The organism is Candidatus Planktophila sp., from assembly GCF_046070465.1.
Lineage (GTDB): Bacteria > Actinomycetota > Actinomycetes > Nanopelagicales > Nanopelagicaceae > Planktophila.
In genome coordinates this window covers 1-15,370 of the sequence record NZ_JBJTMK010000142.1, presented here as the reverse complement: position 1 = coordinate 15,370, position 15,370 = coordinate 1, and the positions used below count along the sequence as shown (strand labels likewise).

Annotated in this window: 17 protein-coding genes; 1 reads left to right on the top strand and 16 read right to left on the bottom strand. The window is 49.7% G+C overall.

Annotation, left to right across the window (positions count from 1 at the left end; all coding sequences use genetic code 11):
• From ACKOVI_RS06365 to pgsA, 14 genes are all read right to left on the bottom strand, one after another.
• Window positions 1-951 (bottom strand): RelA/SpoT family protein (locus ACKOVI_RS06365; protein WP_509603247.1); only part of this gene is annotated, 951 nt, incomplete at its 3' end.
• A gap of 13 nt (window positions 952-964) precedes the next feature.
• Window positions 965-2,017 (bottom strand): protein translocase subunit SecF, encoded by a 1,053-nt coding sequence (gene secF / locus ACKOVI_RS06360; RefSeq protein WP_509603246.1) that lies wholly within the window; start codon window positions 2,015-2,017, stop codon window positions 965-967.
• Between the two features lie 4 nt (window positions 2,018-2,021).
• Window positions 2,022-3,557, bottom strand: coding sequence for a protein translocase subunit SecD (gene secD / locus ACKOVI_RS06355; RefSeq protein ID WP_509603245.1), 1,536 nt, complete (start codon window positions 3,555-3,557; stop codon window positions 2,022-2,024).
• An 18-nt stretch (window positions 3,558-3,575) separates the two neighbouring features.
• Window positions 3,576-4,610 (bottom strand): Holliday junction branch migration DNA helicase RuvB, encoded by a 1,035-nt coding sequence (gene ruvB / locus ACKOVI_RS06350; protein WP_509603244.1) that lies wholly within the window; start codon window positions 4,608-4,610, stop codon window positions 3,576-3,578.
• Window positions 4,607-5,209, bottom strand: a complete 603-nt coding sequence (ruvA, locus tag ACKOVI_RS06345) for a Holliday junction branch migration protein RuvA (protein WP_509603243.1) — start codon at window positions 5,207-5,209, stop codon at window positions 4,607-4,609. The genes ruvB and ruvA overlap by 4 nt, the downstream gene beginning before the upstream one ends.
• The gene (gene ruvC / locus ACKOVI_RS06340) at window positions 5,206-5,736 is read right to left on the bottom strand and encodes a crossover junction endodeoxyribonuclease RuvC (protein WP_509603248.1); all 531 of its coding nucleotides are present in this window, start codon (window positions 5,734-5,736) and stop codon (window positions 5,206-5,208) included. Before ruvC ends, ruvA begins: the two co-directional genes overlap by 4 nt.
• A gap of 8 nt (window positions 5,737-5,744) precedes the next feature.
• Window positions 5,745-6,494: a YebC/PmpR family DNA-binding transcriptional regulator gene (locus ACKOVI_RS06335; RefSeq protein WP_509603242.1), complete on the bottom strand. Its 750-nt coding sequence runs from the start codon at window positions 6,492-6,494 to the stop codon at window positions 5,745-5,747.
• Between the two features lie 45 nt (window positions 6,495-6,539).
• Window positions 6,540-7,106: a pyridoxal 5'-phosphate synthase glutaminase subunit PdxT gene (pdxT, locus tag ACKOVI_RS06330; protein WP_509603241.1), complete on the bottom strand. Its 567-nt coding sequence runs from the start codon at window positions 7,104-7,106 to the stop codon at window positions 6,540-6,542.
• Between the two features lie 12 nt (window positions 7,107-7,118).
• Window positions 7,119-8,006 carry a pyridoxal 5'-phosphate synthase lyase subunit PdxS gene (gene pdxS / locus ACKOVI_RS06325; RefSeq protein WP_509603240.1) on the bottom strand — a complete coding sequence of 296 codons (888 nt, stop codon included), beginning with the start codon at window positions 8,004-8,006 and terminating at the stop codon, window positions 7,119-7,121.
• A 56-nt stretch (window positions 8,007-8,062) separates the two neighbouring features.
• Complete coding sequence (locus tag ACKOVI_RS06320; RefSeq protein WP_509603239.1) at window positions 8,063-9,046, bottom strand: DUF3048 domain-containing protein; 984 nt, start codon at window positions 9,044-9,046, stop codon at window positions 8,063-8,065.
• A gap of 22 nt (window positions 9,047-9,068) precedes the next feature.
• Window positions 9,069-9,575 (bottom strand): LemA family protein, encoded by a 507-nt coding sequence (locus ACKOVI_RS06315; RefSeq protein ID WP_509603238.1) that lies wholly within the window; start codon window positions 9,573-9,575, stop codon window positions 9,069-9,071.
• Complete coding sequence (locus tag ACKOVI_RS06310; RefSeq protein ID WP_509603237.1) at window positions 9,576-10,745, bottom strand: glycosyltransferase family 4 protein; 1,170 nt, start codon at window positions 10,743-10,745, stop codon at window positions 9,576-9,578.
• The gene (locus tag ACKOVI_RS06305; protein ID WP_509603236.1) at window positions 10,742-11,620 is read right to left on the bottom strand and encodes a phosphatidylinositol mannoside acyltransferase; all 879 of its coding nucleotides are present in this window, start codon (window positions 11,618-11,620) and stop codon (window positions 10,742-10,744) included. The genes ACKOVI_RS06310 and ACKOVI_RS06305 overlap by 4 nt, the downstream gene beginning before the upstream one ends.
• Window positions 11,617-12,216: a phosphatidylinositol phosphate synthase gene (pgsA, locus tag ACKOVI_RS06300; protein ID WP_509603235.1), complete on the bottom strand. Its 600-nt coding sequence runs from the start codon at window positions 12,214-12,216 to the stop codon at window positions 11,617-11,619. The genes ACKOVI_RS06305 and pgsA overlap by 4 nt, the downstream gene beginning before the upstream one ends.
• 23 nt (window positions 12,217-12,239) lie before the next feature.
• On the opposite strand from pgsA, the gene ACKOVI_RS06295 reads away from it, so the two are divergent.
• A complete protein-coding gene (locus ACKOVI_RS06295; RefSeq protein WP_509603234.1) occupies window positions 12,240-12,836 on the top strand; it encodes a hypothetical protein in 597 nt (198 codons plus the stop codon).
• Here ACKOVI_RS06295 and ACKOVI_RS06290 read toward each other — a convergent pair.
• Together ACKOVI_RS06290 and thrS are read right to left on the bottom strand one after the other, a co-directional pair.
• Window positions 12,819-13,349, bottom strand: a complete 531-nt coding sequence (locus ACKOVI_RS06290; RefSeq protein ID WP_509603233.1) for an HIT family protein — start codon at window positions 13,347-13,349, stop codon at window positions 12,819-12,821. The two genes, ACKOVI_RS06295 and ACKOVI_RS06290, sit on opposite strands and share 18 nt — an antisense overlap.
• A gap of 2 nt (window positions 13,350-13,351) precedes the next feature.
• A complete protein-coding gene (gene thrS / locus ACKOVI_RS06285; RefSeq protein ID WP_509603232.1) occupies window positions 13,352-15,340 on the bottom strand; it encodes a threonine--tRNA ligase in 1,989 nt (662 codons plus the stop codon).
• Between the last annotated feature and the right edge of the window lie 30 nt (window positions 15,341-15,370).

Here is a 15,370-nt window from a genome sequence, read left to right as displayed (position 1 = left end):
CTTACCGTTAGGACCAATAACAGTCGTATGCAACGACTGATAGAGATTGAACTTTGGCATTGCAATGTAATCTTTAAAACGACCGGGTATTGGACTCCACCGTGCATGGATTGAACCAAGTACTGCGTAGCAATCTTTCACATCATTAACGAGTACGCGAATACCGACAAGGTCATAGATGTCAGTGAAGTCACGGCCACGCACAACCATCTTCTGGTAGACGGAGTAGAAATGCTTCTTTCGTCCTGTAACAGTTGATTCGATTCCGTCTTTTGCCAAATCCTCTTGCACTGCAGAGATAACCTCAGCGGTGAGGGCATCGCGTGATGGTGAACGCTCTGCAACCAGACGAGTAATCTCTTCATACTTTTTGGGCTCAATGACGGCAAAGCTGAGGTCCTCGAGCTCCCATTTAATGGCATTCATACCCAGGCGATGTGCAAGCGGAGCATAGATATCTAAAGTCTCTCGAGCTTTGCGTGTTGCGCTTTCGGATGAGACAAAACCCCATGTACGCGCATTATGAACTCGGTCAGCTAATTTGATGACGAGTACTCGAATATCGCGAGACATTGCAATAACCATTTTGCGAACAGTCTCTGCTTCGGCAGTTGGACCATAGGTAAGTTTGTCGAGCTTTGTCACTCCATCAACAAGGTTTGCTACTTCATCACCAAAATCAGAACGAAGTTGATCCAGTGAATAAGGAGTATCTTCGACGGTGTCATGAAGAAGGGAAGCTACAACCGTCGTTGTATTAAGACCTAACTCAGCCAGAATCTCAGAAACAGCGACAGGGTGAGTGATGTACTCCTCGCCGGATTTACGAACCTGACCTTCATGAGCTCTATTGGCCACTTCAAAAGCGCGACGAACGAGTTCTTCGTTGACGTTTTCATAGTGCTCTCGGAGAGATCCAAGGAGTGGCTCAATCAGAGATATGTCTGCCATGTGAAGTGAAGGGTTACTTGCGACCCTTGCGCTTTGGTTGATTACGTGGACCGCGGCCAGTTGATGGACGAACTGCGCGAACCTCAGAAGCAACAGGCGCTGCTCCCCCACGAGCTTCTACCCGCTTGCGAAGAGCAATCATGGCAGGCTCCTTCTCGCGCAGTTCTGCAAGGAATGGAGGTGCGATAAATACAGACGAATATGTACCAACAGCGAGGCCAAGGAAGAGGGCGAGCGAGAGATCCTTCAGTGTTCCAGCGCCAAGGAGCCCGGCACCAACAAAGAGAATGGCTCCTACTGGGAGAAGCGCAATAATCGAAGTATTAGCGGAGCGAACAAGTGTCTGGTTGACCGCAAGGTTAGCTGCATCCGAATATGTGCTCTTACCTGATGCTGCAATTGACTTTGTATTCTCACGAACCTTGTCGAAGACAACCACTGTGTCGTAGAGCGAGTATCCAAGAATTGTGAGAAAGCCGATGACGGTAGCAGGTGTCACATCGAAACCAACTACTGCATAGATACCGACTGTGATGAATACATCGTGAACTACGGCGACAATAGCTGCAATTGCCATCTTTGGTTCAAAGGCCATAGCAAGGAAGAGCATTACAGCGAGCAAGAATGCGATAAGGCCATAGAGAGCCTTCTTGGTAATTTCCTTACCCCATGATGGTCCAACAATCTGAGTATCAATTGATTCAACTGATACAGAGAATTTCGCCGCTAAAGCATCTTGAATCGATGAAGATTGAGCAGAAGTTAAGTTACCAGTTTGAATGCGAATCTTAGAGTCGCCAATCTTCTGAACGATTACCTCACCCGGAATGCCAGTTGCTTCAATAGTTTTGCGAGCTTCTTCTACAGAGATTCCTGTCTTATTGACTGTATAGGAAGAACCACCCTTGAACTCGATACCAAGATGCAGGCCCTGAACAAAGAGAGCAACAATTGAGATAAGAATGAAGACCGCAGAGATTGAATACCAACGCTTGCGATTACCAATGATATTGAAAGATGTCTCGCCAGAGTAGAGACGGCTTCCGAGTCCTGATAGTTGAGCCATCTGATTAACCCTCCACGCCTTCTGCTGAAACATGCTGTGTGATTTGATTCTTGGAACCGATGCTCTTAGCTGAGAAGCCAGAGAGTGGATGACCTGAAGCGAAGAACTTCACCTTTGCCAAAATCGAAACAATTGGCTTGGTAAAGATAAAGACGACCAAGAGGTCGATCAAAGTTGTGAGGCCGAGCGTGAAAGCGAAGCCACGGACACCGCCGACTGCGAAGAAGTAGAGCAATACCGCTGCAAGTACTGAGATCATGTCCGCAACGATGATGGTGTGGCGAGCACGTGCCCAGCCAGATTCCACTGCAGAGCGAAGGGAGCGACCTTCACGAGCCTCATCGCGCACACGCTCGAAGTAGACGATGAATGAGTCTGCAGTAATACCAATGGAAACGATTGCTCCAGCAATTCCTGCCAGAGTTAGTGTGAATCCGACTGCTTCGCCAAGTACGAGGAAGGTTAAGTAGAGAAGGGCGCCTGCGACAAGCAAGGAACCCACTGTCACCAAACCAAGTGCGCGGTAGTAGATAAGCGAGAAGAGGAAGACGAGGAGCAGACCTAGAGCTCCTGCTAACAGACCTGCATGTAGCTGATCGGCACCTAGCGTTGGAGAAACTTGTTGTACCTCACCGCGATCGAAGGCCAGTGGAAGTGCACCGTACTTCAGTACATTTGCAAGATCTTGTGCCTCGGTTTGAGAGAAGTTGCCGGTAATTTGTGCATTTCCAGAGGGAATGGCTTCGTTAATTGATGGCGCAGAGACAACCAATCCATCGAGAACGATTGCAACCTGATTTTGAGGTGAGGCGAGTGAAGTGACACGCGAAGTAAGGGCTCCAAAGGCCTTGGTGCCTTCACCATTAAATGTGAGTGAAACAGTCCAGACGTTTCCTGCCTGAGTATCAATTCCAGCTGCGGCCTTTGAAACTTGGCGACCTAGTACCTCAGCGGGAGCAAGGATGAACTTTGATGTTCCAGTTCGATCACATGCCACGATGGTGTCCGTCGGAGCATCAGCACCTGTGCCCTGAAGATTTGCAACATTGGTGCAATCCAGTGCTGCAAACTTTGCATTGATATCTGCACTGACGCCAGATGCTGGAGTCGCTGCATCCGTACCCGCTGCACCGGTTCCTGCAGCCGTTGCCAGTACCTGACGGAAACGAAGTTCTGCTGTCTGACCAACGAGATCGACCACACGTCGACCTGAGTCACCCGGAACAGAGATAACAATCTGACGATTGGCTCCACTTCCCTGTGCTGTCACTTCAGATTCTGCAACACCGAGTGAATTAACACGTTGGCGAATAATCGAGACCGCCTGATCAATAGCCTCTGATGTGACCTTATTAGAGTCATTGGAGGCGCGAGGCTGAAGCGTGACGCTTGTACCTCCACGAAGATCGAGACCGAGACGGACTGAGGTTGCTCCCTGAAGAAGGGCTGTCGCAGTCAGGGCGACGAGAATGAGGGCAAGAAATGCCAAGGCGCGCGCTGGGCGTCCTGTGCTCTTACCTGCTTTTGTAGGTGTGGACATAAGGGCAGAGTCTAGGTGCTACTGCGTCGAGGTGTCGAAAAGAGTCGCTAAAGAGGCAGGTGGTGTTCGTCCCACATGCGCATAACCAGCAGGGGTCGCAATACGTCCTCGAGGAGTGCGAGCCATGAGGCCATGACGCACCAGGAATGGTTCTGCGACCGCTTCAACAGTCTCGACCTCTTCACCCACGGCTATCGCCAAGGTCGAAAGCCCCACCGGACCTCCATTAAATCGGTCGATGAGGGCCAGCAGTACGGAGCGATCTAATCGATCGAGACCCTTTTCATCGACCTCATAAATCGTCAGAGCGTTAAGGGCATGTCCGTGGGTCAGGGCGCTGCTGCCGGAAACTTGAGCGAGGTCACGTACTCGACGTAGGAGGCGATTGGCGATTCGTGGCGTTCCGCGTGAGCGACCTGCAATCTCTGCGATAGCTGCGCCATCAATGGAAACTTTGAGCAGTTGCGCACTTCGCGCAATTACCTTTTCAAGCTCTTCGCTCTCGTAATAATCCAGATGGGCAGTAAATCCAAAACGATCTCGTAAAGGTGATGGCAGCAACCCTGCACGAGTAGTGGCACCGACCAACGTGAAATGCGGAAGTTGCAACGGAATAGAGGTTGCACCTGGGCCTTTACCAACAATGACATCAACCCGGAAATCTTCCATCGCCATATAGAGGAGTTCTTCGGCTGGACGTGAGAGCCGGTGGATCTCATCGAGGAAGAGAATCTCTCCTTCCACGAGTGAAGAAAGAATTGCAGCAAGATCTCCTGCATGCGTGATAGCGGGTCCACTTGAGATGCGAATAGGTGCGCCCATCTCACCCGCGAGAATCATTGCAAGCGTTGTCTTACCTAAACCAGGTGGACCCGATAAGAGAATGTGATCGGCTGATGCACCGCGCGACTTTGCGGCGGTCAGGAGAACGCTTAACTGTTCACGAACACGATGTTGTCCAACAAACTCATCGAGAGATTTAGGACGTAGAGCGAGCTCTGCGGTTGACTCTTCAGAGGTGGAAACTTCGGGGCTCACGATGCGTTCGGTCATCTTTTGCCACTCTGTAATGTCAGCTTCAAAAGCTCTGCAACTCCAACATCGGATGGATTTGTACCGTTTTCAGATAGTTGCGAAAGAGTGTTGTTGATTGCTATATCAGACTCTTTGGCAGAGAAACCGAGGCCGGTAAGGGCTGCAATGAGCTGATCTCTCACCGCAGAATGAGTGGAAAGTTGTGGCGCTAAGGAATCTGTCACTAATTTGCCCTTGAGTTCAAGAATTAACCGTTGCGCACCTTTACGACCAATTCCGGGAACCTTCTCGATAGCTGCAATATCGTCCGATGCGATTGCATGAGCTAAATCATCTGGGGTCATCGCACCCGTGATAGCCAATGCGACCTTAGGTCCAATTCCTGAAACACTCTGAAGAGTCTCGTAGATATCGCGATCGCGCATATCGAGGAAACCAAACAGAGTTAAAGAATCTTCGCGGACTACAAGCGAAGTGTTGAGCGTAGCTATGGCGCCCATGGCAATTTGCATCGAAGTTCGAGGCGTAATGGAAATCAAATACCCGACTCCCCCAACTTCGAGAATTACTTTCTCGGTAGTCAGGTGTCGTACGGTTCCTGTCAGCTGGGCAATCATGATGACCTCAGCTTAGCAAGGCGCTCCTTCTCGGCCTTGGCTGCAGAGGCCAGTCGCGAAGTTCCTTCTCCCCGCCATGCGTGAGTGATTGCAAGTGCAAGCGAGTCTGTCGCATCTACCGGCTTTGGTATTACTTCCAAATTGAGAATTCTCTTTACCATCCCTGCGACCTGAACTTTGCCTGCGCGACCGGAGCCAGTGACAGCAGCTTTTACTTCCGATGGGGTGTGCATTGCAACAGGAATTCCACGACGTGCAGCAATCAAAAGTGCGATACCAGCAGCTTGCCCGGTTCCCATGACGGTACGCACATTGTGTTGAGCAAAGACTCGCTCCACTGCGATGACATTGGGTGAAGTGCGCTCAATCCACGACTCAATCTCGCGCTCGATACCGAGCAGACGAAGTTCTAGTGGATCGTCGATGGGAGTCACAATAACTCCAACTTCAACCAATGAAAGTTCACGGGCGTTCTTCTGGCCAATAACTCCGACACCACATCGAGTTAAGCCAGGGTCGATACCCATGATGATTTTCAAAGGCTCGCCATTACCTCATCAGATACATCGAAATTAGCGAACACGTTCTGCACATCGTCAAGCTCTTCAATTGCATCGATGAGTTCAAAGACTTTCTTCGCTCCCTCTGCGTCGAGCGGAATACTCATGGACGGCAAGAAAGAGGAGTCAGCAGACTCGTAATCGATTCCAGCGGCTTGAAGTGCTGTACGAGCTGCTACGAGATCAGATGCTTCGCAGACAACTTCGAAAGATTCGCCGAGATCGTTAACTTCTTCGACCCCCGCCTCAAGTGCGGCTTCAAGAATCGAATCCTCTGTCACTCCCGCAGCCTTATTCACGATGATGACGCCTTTGCGATTGAAGAGATAAGCAACAGATCCTGGATCTGCCATCGATCCGCCGTTACGAGTGACAGCAACACGTACTTCAGAGGCAGCGCGATTGCGGTTGTCGGAGAGACACTCAATCATGATGGCAACGCCATTGGGACCATAACCCTCGTACATGATGGTCTGCCAATCTGCACCACCGGATTCAAGGCCAGCACCGCGCTTAACCGCGCGATCAATATTATCTGCAGGCATTGAGTTCTTCTTGGCCTTGGCAATCGCATCGAAGAGTGTTGGGTTTCCATCGACATCAGGACCACCATTGCGCGCTGCCACTTCAATCGCTTTAATCAGCTTGGCGAAGTTCTTTGCCCGGCGGCTATCAATGACAGCCTTCTTATGCTTTGTTGTTGCCCATTTGGAATGGCCTGACATGATTCACCTCAACATTGTGCTTACCAGATGGAGTAAGAGTAGCGGTTAGCGGCAAATCTCTTCAAAAAAATACTGGTGGATTCGTAAGTCGCCAGTCAGTTCTGGGTGAAAGCTGGTCGCAAAGAGCTTTCCCTGACGAACGGCCACGGGATGCCCGGCAGCAGTTGAAAGCACCTCAACATCAGATGAAACTTCCTCTACCCAAGGAGCGCGGATGAATACTCCGTTGATCTTCTCGCCCTTAAAATCAATCTCTCCTTCGAAAGATTCAACCTGTCGCCCGAAAGCATTTCGACGTACCGTCATATTGATGCCACCGAATGTCTCTTGCCCTGGAGCACCATCGAGTATTCGATCTGCAAGAAGAATCATCCCTGCGCATGAACCATAGACAGGAAGTCCTTCGGAAATTTTCTCTCTGATTGGCTGAAAAAGGTCATAACTTTTTGCTAGCAGCGCAATTGTCGTTGACTCTCCACCAGGAAGTATGAGCGCGTCAATATCTTCCAGCTCAGATTTCCGACGAATTGCTACAGACGAATGCCCAGCTTGAATGCAACTGGTCATGTGTTCGCGGAAATCTCCCTGAAGAGCGAGAACACCTATCTTCATGGAGAAAAGAAGTTACCAGCCGCGCTCAGCGAGACGGTGTGGTGCTGGAATATCAGAGACGTTGATACCCACCATTGCATCACCGAGACCACGTGAAACTTCTGCGAGAACCTTTGGATCATCAAAAAAGGTAGTCGCTTTCACACATGCAGCAGCACGTTGTGCTGGATTTCCAGATTTAAAGATTCCGGAACCGATAAAGACTCCATCTGCGCCCATCTGCATCATAAGTGCAGCATCCGCTGGTGTTGCGATTCCGCCTGCCGTGAAGAGAACAACTGGAAGCTTTCCAGTCTGAGCAACTTCTTGCACGAGCGCAAATGGCGCTTGCATCTCTTTCGCAGCAACGTAGAGCTCATCTTCGCGCATTGCTGTAAGGCGGCGGATCTCTCCACCAATCTTGCGCATATGTGTCATCGCATTAGATACATCTCCAGTACCAGCTTCGCCCTTTGAGCGAATCATTGCCGCTCCTTCGTTGATGCGACGAAGCGCCTCACCGAGATTGGTTGCACCACAAACGAAGGGAACTGTGAACTTCCACTTATCGACATGGTTCTCATAATCAGTTGGTGTAAGAACTTCTGATTCATCGATGTAATCAACGCCGAGGCTTTGGATGATTTGCGCTTCAACAAAGTGGCCGATGCGAACCTTTGCCATAACGGGGATTGAAACTGCAGCCTGAATCTTTTCAATCATGTCAGGATCTGACATACGTGCAACTCCGCCTTGGGCGCGAATATCGGCAGGTACGCGTTCGAGCGCCATTACTGCACATGCGCCGGCTTCTTCTGCAATCTTTGCTTGGTCAGCATTGACAACATCCATGATGACGCCGCCCTTGAGCATCTCTGCCATTCCGCGCTTGACGCGTGCTGTACCTGTTGCTTCAGACATTGAAATGACCCCTTTGGAACGAATGTAATGAACTTCGAGTGTTCAGGCTCAGAAGTCTACTTGGTGGCAGAAGTTGTTGCATCTTGCAGGGTAAATGCGGGCTCTTTCGCCGTCAATGCAAACCAAATTTGGCCGCGAGCGAAAGAAATTTCCGAACCATTCAAGTCATAGAAGGTTGTGCCGCTCTCCGGGGTATTTCTGCGCCAGGTGCAAGGGATATAGCCGCCGTCTCGCAATAGGTAGCAACTTCCCTCACCCACGGTGGCCGAGAATGGAGTTACTCCCCCGACCTTGTCGTGAAAGATCGAATCTGTAATAGAGACTATCTGCACAACAAAAGTTGAAGGTCCGAGCACATAACCGGTGTCATCAACATCTTGCTTTCCATTATGGGTCAGTAGCCATCGATCTTCATCAACAGACCAGGTAACGTCGTAGCTACTGGCAGGCCAAGAGATGTGTGCGCTCTCGATCTTTTTTAGCGTCGGCGCAGCATCTCCAAAAGTCCAACCCATGGGCGATGCATGAGCGAAATGCATTTCTCGAGCAACGGCCTCTGTCATTAAATCAGGAGCTTTCAACATCATTGCATAGGGTGTGATTCGGGCCGGATCATTGGAATAGAACTTTGGACCAAACTTATTGGCACCGACATCAAAGAGGTTTGCTTTCGCTATCTCTGGCAGAAGAAGTCTCTGGGCGCCGCTAAAAGCGAATCCAATTTTTCCATATTGAGAAAGGAGCTCAATGTCGGATATGCGTGCAGATCTCACTGGACCTACCAATGAAGGAATCTTCGAAGAGAATACTGCTGCTAATCGAGTCAACCCGCCTTCAACTTGCTCGATGTAGACAAGATCTGCACTTCGAAGTCCAACCTGAGGATGGGCAAAAGTAGTGTCGTCCAATTTCACAACAAGGACTGGTCCAGCCTCCCCTGCCACACCAGTCAACGGTGAAACGGGACCACTTTCTAACGATGAGATATGGAGTGAGGTCGATGGGAAGAATGCGAAAATTGCAAGACACAATATCGCCACCGAAATCGCGCCGAATATTCTTTTAAAGAACATCTGCTTCGAACTCATAGGTGACTGGCAGTGGGGCGCGCCCAGCTAATTTGAAGGTACGAATTAGCCAACGTGAACGAATCAATCGTGTGCGATGTACCGATTCAACATGGAGAGAGATAGCAACTTTAATCTTCTCGTTAAGCTCGCTGAGTTCACGTAAGAGATCTGTCTCGATAGCTCCGTGCTCTCCCACTGATGTCTCCAGAAGAATTCCCAAAGCACCAGATAGTCCAGTCTCCGCCTGAGATCGATCTTTGACGCTTGCCTCGCGCGCTTGATGCGCAGCAAAGGTGAGGAGCAAGCTCGAAGCAGGATCTGCTATCTCAGACCGTGCGATTTCAATTGCAATGGCGGCGCGTCGCTGCAGTAACCCATCGAGGTTAGCCCAGCTGGTCTCAACCCGGTGATGAAGACGGTCAAGTCGTGTAGCGAGGAAACTGAGGTACCACGCGAAGATAGCAACCACGAAAAGAATCGAAAGAGATGTGAAATTCATTTACTTTCCTAAGAACTTGTTCCAACCACGGTTCTCTGAAGAGAGCGTGACTTTGCCGAGCCCAACCATTGCCATTTCATATACGTCATAGATTCTCTCTGCAACAACATCCCAATCAAAACTCTGAGCATAAATCTTGCCATCGCTTCGGAACTTCTCACGCATATGCGAATCTTTGAGAATCGTCACGATGGACTTTGCCAGCGATTGAGAATCTTCAGATGTAAAGAGTGATCCGTAATGACCATCTCCGAGGAGTGCCTGGAAGGCGGGAATATCACTTGCAATCACCGCTGCCCCTCCGGCGAGTGCTTCGGCCAGGATAATTCCAAAGGACTCGCCTCCCGTATTTGGCGCAACATAGAGACCGATGGAATGGAGGAAGTCTGCTTTCTCTTTCTCTGTGATGCGACCAAGAAATGTAAATCGATGGCGAAGATTCTGCGGAACTGTCTCGAGGAATTCAGCTGCATCGCCTGGTCCTGCAACAAGAACGCGGGCATCAGGTATTTCAGCTATCACTGATGGAAGAGCTTGAACGAGAACAGCGAGACCCTTGCGCGGTTCAGCAAAGCGTCCGATGAAACCAATGGTGTTTCCTGTCCATTCAGGATTGATGTGACCTGATGCGAGCCTACTCGCATAGATGCCATTAGGGACGACTACAGCATCTGTCTCTAAATGTTCGGTGAGCGTAGCTCGCGCTGCTTCACTCACAGCGATGCGGGCGGTGAGCTTTTCGATGACAGGCTCGAGAATTGGACCGATAGCAAAGATTGCCTTCTGCCTCTTAGCCGAGGCATGGAAGGTTCCGACAAGTGGGCCTTCTGCAGCAAAACACGCGAGAAGCGAGATGGAGGGAATCGCAGGTTCATGGAGATGAAGGAGATCAAACTCTCCTTGCGCAATCCATTGACGCACACGTGCGAACGCGATGGGACCGAAGAGGATGCGAGCAACGGCGCCGTTATAAGGAATAGAAATAGGCTTTCCAGCATTGACGACGTAATCAGGAAGTCCATCTTCATCTGAAGTAGGCGCTAAGACGGATACAAAATGGCCTTGTGAGATGAGATAGGTAGCAAGATCTGCGATATGTGCTTGAACTCCCCCTGGTGTATCCCAACCGTATGGACAGACAATCCCAATACGTTTACGTTCGAAAGTCATGAGTAAGTTCCTTCGTCAATCCAGATTCTTTGCAACATATGCCAGTCCTCTAGATGTTCCGTAATACCTCTCTCAAAGGTACTCGCAATCCTCTGGACTGTCTCCTGAATGCGATCTTCTTCGTCGCCATCAGACGGTGGAACAACCTCATGGAAGTCGATGTGGATTCCTTCAGGTGTATATGAAACGTGAGCAACAACGAGAGGAATCTCCTCTTTGATAGCGAGTACCGCAGGACCTGCCGGCATCTTTGCTGTTTTTCCGAAGAAGCGAACTTCAACGCCTGATGAAGAGAGATCCCTATCCGCGACGAGAGCAATCAATCGCTTTTCCCGCGCCCGCTTAATGAGAGTGACAAAAGCTCTTGAATCTAAACCCAGTACTTCGAAACCCATCTGCTGGCGATAATGCAGGAACTTCTCAAACAATTTTTTAGGCCTAAGAATCTCAGCAACAGTGACCAGTGGGATTCCCTCTTGACAGAAGTACGCACCAGCGTGATCCCAGTTACCGGAATGCGGGAGGGCAACAACTACACCCTTGCCGTTCTTCATAGGATCTAGAAGAAGCTGGTCGTTGGTTGTAGTAACAGTGTTATGAATTCGAGATGAGCTCCAAGTGTGAATTCGGAAGGTGTCACACCAATAACGCATATAACTTTCTAGTCCGTTAATAACGAGATTCTCTAGCTCTTCTGGTGAGAGATTCGGGCGGACGATTGAGAAATTTCTTCGAAGTCTGCGAACGCTTTTACCATTCTTGCCATACATGTAATGCGCGATGCGCAAGAAGAGAGAGTAAGCGGTCTTCTCTGGAAGCCACCCAACAATCTTCCACCCTGCCAAATAAGCGAGATAAGAAATCTCTTCCTTCACTGAGCAAGACCTCTGCGCACAACCATAATGCGTTGAATGACGGTGATAACGCTGAGCCCAAAAAGCAACCAGAGCGTAATTGCGAGAATGAACGGAACACCTAAACCATGGAACCCGATTCCTGTTAAAGCCAGGATGATGCGCTCTGTTCTTTCAGCGATCCCAACCGTGCAGGCGATTCCAAATGCTTCGGCTTTGGCGCGGATATACGGCACAAGGAACCCTGTCACGATTGCTGCTATCGCAACAAGATAGAGATCGTTCTCTTCCACGATGCAATACACAGCAAGAGCACCCAAGATGGCAGCATCGGTGATGCGGTCACATGTTGAATCGAGAAAACCTCCCCATGCACTTGCCCCATGTTCTGAAAGACGAGCTATCGCCCCATCGAAGAGGTCACTGAGAGCAAAGAAAGATATGAGCAGCGTTCCGATAAAGAGTTCGCCTTTGGGATAGAAGTAGATTGCAGAGAGAACGGTTCCGAAGGTACCTATAAGGGTGACAGCATTCGGCGTGATCTTCGCTCGAATAGCAAATCGTGCGATGGGCTCAATCACACGACTCATTGCGGGCTTCAATGCTGAACTCACCATAGCCACATCGTAGAGTTACCTCTATGAGTTCAACTAGCCACGACGCTATGAAATCCATCAAAATCTATGGGCATGTCAGTGCTACACCGGAAAAGTTCGCGAAGCTTATCGGCGGAGCAGCATCTCAAGAAGTCGATCCAGCGTGTGATGTAGCAATATTCGCCATTAATCCATCCGCTGGAATTGATGCTCAGACGATAGAGCTCTGGCATGGTTTTGATGAACTTCAGACGCCGCGCATGGTCATAGTTACCGTGCTGGATGGCATGGAGATGGACTTCGATGATGCAGTGTTGATAGGCAATCGAGTCTTTGATCCTCTTGTCACTCCATATTTAGTTCTGCATGGCGAGAATGGCTCTCCCGTCGGAACCATCTCGTTAGAGGATTTATCTACCCGTGATTACTCAACAAATCCCCCAACTATCGGTGAGAGTGATTCTGAACTTCGTGAACTTGTTGCAGATTTTCAAGAGGAGTATCGCGAACAAATGGTTGAGATGGAAGAAGGAGCCTTTGCGGCGGGAATTCTCTTTCCCGCTATTCCAGTCAATGCAGCTAACGGTATGGGTCTAGATATTGTGCAAGATTTCCTGAAGCAATTACCAAGCGGCAGCTAATTCATCTCTCGTTACGGTAAGGAGTTGTGGCAAAACTTTAGTCTTGCCAATTATCGGCATGAAGTTCGCATCGCCTGACCATCGCGGAACAATATGTTGATGAATATGCGCCGCAACGCCAGCTCCAGAAATTGCACCCTGGTTCATTCCCAAATTAAAACCTTCAGCATTGGAGACTTTGCGTACTGTTTGCATCGCATGCGCAGACATATCGGTGATCTCATGACGCTCTTGAAGAGTTAACTCAGTTAAGTCTGCGACATGGCGATAGGCACATACCAGTAGGTGTCCAGGGTTGTATGGGTAGAGATTCATGACCACATAGGCATGTTCACCGCGTGCAACGATCAATCCTTCTTCGTCTGAGAGACCTGGGATGCGACAGAAAGGACATTGCACATCGTTGCCGTCGAGCGGTCGATTCTCTCCGCGTAAGTAATCTAAGCGGTGGGGAGCCCAGAGACGTTGCCAACCATCTGGCATTCCTGCTCCGCCGTTAAGATCCTCAGACATGGTTAGTTCTGAGTTCTCTCTGCAACAACCTTTGCAATCTCCGCAATTGCAGCTGCGATTGGTACGCCATTCTTCTGATCGCCGTTGCGGTACCGGAATGAAACTGCCCCGGCCTTCATATCTTCTTCGCCTGCAATCAGCATAAATGGAATCTTCTGCAACTGAGCATTGCGAATCTTCTTTTGGAAACGATCATCGGAGGCGTCAATATCGGCACGGATGCCAGCCTTCTTGAGCTGTGCAACAACGTCGTACATGTAATCTGCGAAAGTATCGGCAACAGGAATAGCAATAGCCTGCACTGGTGCGAGCCATGCTGGGAACGCTCCTGAGTAATGCTCGGTAAGTACACCGAAGAAGCGCTCGATCGAACCGAAGAGTGCGCGGTGAATCATTACTGGGCGTTGACGAGTTCCATCTGATGCTGCATATTCGAGCTCAAATCGCTGTGGCAACTGGAAGTCCACCTGAATAGTAGACATCTGCCAGGTACGTCCAATTGCATCCTTAGCTTGTACTGAAATCTTGGGACCGTAGAAGGCCGCTCCACCCTCATCGAGAACGAGTTCTAGATTTTGAGCGAGAGCAGCTTTGCGAAGTGCCTCCGTTGCTTCTTCCCAATCGGAATCTTCTCCTACTGACTTTTCAGGATTACGGGTTGAGAGCTCAAGATAAAAATCTTCGAGACCATAATCACGGAGCAAGTTCAGAACGAAGGTCAGAAGCGAATCGAGCTCGCCAGGCATCTGATCTTTTGTACAGTAAATGTGCGCATCGTCTTGAGTGAATCCACGCGCACGAGTAATACCGTGAAGGACACCGGATTTTTCATAACGATAGACAGTTCCGAATTCGAAGAGACGTAATGGAAGTTCGCGATAGGAACGGCCTCGTGATTGGAAAATTAAATTGTGGAAAGGGCAGTTCATCGGCTTCATGTAGTACTGCTGGCCAGGACGTTTGACAGTACCGTCTTCGTGAAGCTCTTCATCCATAATCATTGGCGGGTACATACCTTCTGAATACCAATCCAAGTGACCTGACTTCTGGAAGAGCGCAGCCTTTGTTAAGTGTGGAGAGTAAACAAACTCATAACCCTCATCTTCATGGCGCTTACGAGAGTAATCCTCCATTGCACGACGGATGATTCCACCCTTGGGATGAAAGACGGCAAGTCCCGAACCAATTTCTTCAGGGAATGAGAACAAATCAAGCTCTTGTCCAAGGCGACGGTGATCGCGTTTTTCGGCTTCAGCTAAGAGTTCAAGATAGGCGTTGAGCTCATCTTGTGACGGCCAGGCAGTTCCATAGATGCGCTGCAACATTGGATTCTTTTCAGAGCCGCGCCAGTAAGCACCAGCGCTACGCATCAACTTAAATGCAGGAATGTGTTTTGTCGATGGAAGGTGCGGACCGCGACAGAGATCAGACCAGACAGGCTGACCATCACGCCCAAGATTGTCATAAATAGTGAGTTCTCCCCCACCCACTTCAACACTTGCATCATCACCTTGCGGACCCTTGAGTCCTATGAGTTCGCACTTGTACGGCTCGTGCGCTAATTCTTTGAGAGCATCCGCCTCTGTTGTTACGCGACGTTTAAAGCGCTGACCTTCCTTAACAATCTTGCGCATTGCACTTTCAATCTTCTCGAGATCATCCGGATTGAAAGGTTCTTGTGGGTCGAAGTCGTAATAGAAACCATCTGTGATCGGTGGACCGATTCCAAGTCGTGTCTGTGAAAATACTTGTTGCACTGCCTGCGCCATGACGTGCGCGGTGGAGTGGCGAAGAACCGCGAGACCTTCAGGTGAAGAGATTGAGACACCTTCAACGACATCGCCGTCAGCTAGGTCCGTCCAGAGATCACGAAGAACACCGTTGATCTTGCAGACCACGATCTCCTTGTTCTCGGCGAAGATATGAGTTGGCTTCTGATCGACTTCAACCTTACGTGGCTGACCCTCGACGATAATCGCGATTTCGGACATGTTCCTAGACTACCGAAAAGTACTCAACCT

Excerpts from the sequence above, each read along its gene's own strand:
- ACKOVI_RS06315 (WP_509603238.1), bottom strand. The coding sequence starts at position 9,575 with ATGAATTTCACATCTCTTTCGATTCTTTTCGTGGTTGCTATCTTCGCG.
- ruvB (WP_509603244.1), bottom strand. The coding sequence starts at position 4,610 with ATGACCGAACGCATCGTGAGCCCCGAAGTTTCCACCTCTGAAGAGTCA.
- ACKOVI_RS06310 (WP_509603237.1), bottom strand. The coding sequence starts at position 10,745 with ATGACTTTCGAACGTAAACGTATTGGGATTGTCTGTCCATACGGTTGG.
- thrS (WP_509603232.1), bottom strand. The coding sequence starts at position 15,340 with ATGTCCGAAATCGCGATTATCGTCGAGGGTCAGCCACGTAAGGTTGAA.
- secD (WP_509603245.1), bottom strand. The coding sequence starts at position 3,557 with ATGTCCACACCTACAAAAGCAGGTAAGAGCACAGGACGCCCAGCGCGC.
- pgsA (WP_509603235.1), bottom strand. The coding sequence starts at position 12,216 with ATGGTGAGTTCAGCATTGAAGCCCGCAATGAGTCGTGTGATTGAGCCC.
- ruvC (WP_509603248.1), bottom strand. The coding sequence starts at position 5,736 with ATGGGTATCGACCCTGGCTTAACTCGATGTGGTGTCGGAGTTATTGGC.
- pdxT (WP_509603241.1), bottom strand. The coding sequence starts at position 7,106 with ATGAAGATAGGTGTTCTCGCTCTTCAGGGAGATTTCCGCGAACACATG.
- secF (WP_509603246.1), bottom strand. The coding sequence starts at position 2,017 with ATGGCTCAACTATCAGGACTCGGAAGCCGTCTCTACTCTGGCGAGACA.
- ruvA (WP_509603243.1), bottom strand. The coding sequence starts at position 5,209 with ATGATTGCCCAGCTGACAGGAACCGTACGACACCTGACTACCGAGAAA.
- pdxS (WP_509603240.1), bottom strand. The coding sequence starts at position 8,006 with ATGTCTGAAGCAACAGGTACAGCACGCGTCAAGCGCGGAATGGCAGAG.
- ACKOVI_RS06295 (WP_509603234.1), top strand. The coding sequence starts at position 12,240 with ATGAGTTCAACTAGCCACGACGCTATGAAATCCATCAAAATCTATGGG.
- ACKOVI_RS06290 (WP_509603233.1), bottom strand. The coding sequence starts at position 13,349 with ATGTCTGAGGATCTTAACGGCGGAGCAGGAATGCCAGATGGTTGGCAA.
- ACKOVI_RS06335 (WP_509603242.1), bottom strand. The coding sequence starts at position 6,494 with ATGTCAGGCCATTCCAAATGGGCAACAACAAAGCATAAGAAGGCTGTC.